General features: G+C 56.8%; 1 protein-coding gene. It reads right to left on the minus strand.

Annotation, left to right across the window (positions count from 1 at the left end; translation table 11 throughout):
- The coding region (locus B3Q33_RS10505) for an NmrA family NAD(P)-binding protein (RefSeq protein ID WP_286827518.1) at positions 1–271 on the minus strand (271 nt) is incomplete at both ends.

Genomic DNA, 271 nt, shown 5'->3' on the forward strand with positions numbered 1-271 from the left:
CCCTTGTTGCCCATTACCGGCTCGAAGAAATTCTCCATGAAGAACACTTCGCGCAGCATGGTGAATGGCAGGTCGAGTTTTTCGATGTGCTGCTCGATTTCCCACTTGCTGGCGAAATGCAGCACATTGCCGGCTTCCTCGCACCCGGCCACAGAGGTTTGCAGAAAATGCTGAACGCCGGAGGCCGCCGCGGCATCGGCCAGGCGGATGCCCTGGTCGATCTCGCGCTGGTAGCCCACGCCTTTTTCCCAAAAATTCTGTAGCGCAAAAA

Origin of the sequence: Alcanivorax sp. UBA3183, assembly GCF_002364155.1 — a bacterium.
GTDB classification, from domain to species: Bacteria; Pseudomonadota; Gammaproteobacteria; order Pseudomonadales; family Alcanivoracaceae; genus Alcanivorax; species Alcanivorax jadensis.